Origin of the sequence: Mesorhizobium sp. M2A.F.Ca.ET.037.01.1.1 (assembly GCF_003998075.1) — a bacterium.
In the GTDB taxonomy this organism is placed as follows: domain Bacteria; phylum Pseudomonadota; class Alphaproteobacteria; order Rhizobiales; family Rhizobiaceae; genus Mesorhizobium.
In genome coordinates this window covers 1-403 of the sequence record NZ_RZSA01001857.1, presented here as the reverse complement: position 1 = coordinate 403, position 403 = coordinate 1, and the positions used below count along the sequence as shown (strand labels likewise).

The following is a 403-nucleotide window of genomic DNA, read 5'->3' as shown; positions in this document are numbered from 1 at the left end:
GTTCAGTCACTTGACGGGTTTCCAACATGACAAAGCTCCGGGGCGCGGCCATGCCACCCTTTGGGGTGCATGCGTCCAAACGCGCTCGATTTGCGTGATGCGCCGCAGATAGGCATCACACCTCCGGAGATCAAGCTCCCAGACACCAGGCCAAAACCGCCTTCTGGGCATGCAGGCGGTTCTCGGCCTCGTCGAACACCACCGAATGCGGCCCGTCGATGACCTCGTCGGTCACCTCCTCGCCGCGATGCGCCGGCAGGCAGTGCATGAACAGCGCGTCCGGCTTTGCCTTCGCCATCAGCGCCGCATTGACCTGATAGGGCAGGAAGACGTTGTGGCCGCGCGCGCGATGTTCCTGGCCCATCGACACCCAGCAGTCGGTGACGACGCAGTCGGCCTGATG

The 403-nt window shown here is 63.8% G+C and carries 1 pseudogene; it reads right to left on the bottom strand.

Annotation, left to right across the window (positions count from 1 at the left end):
• Positions 1-130: 130 nt before the first annotated feature.
• A pseudogene (locus EOA27_RS40175) lies at positions 131-403 on the bottom strand (ornithine carbamoyltransferase); the annotation flags it as partial.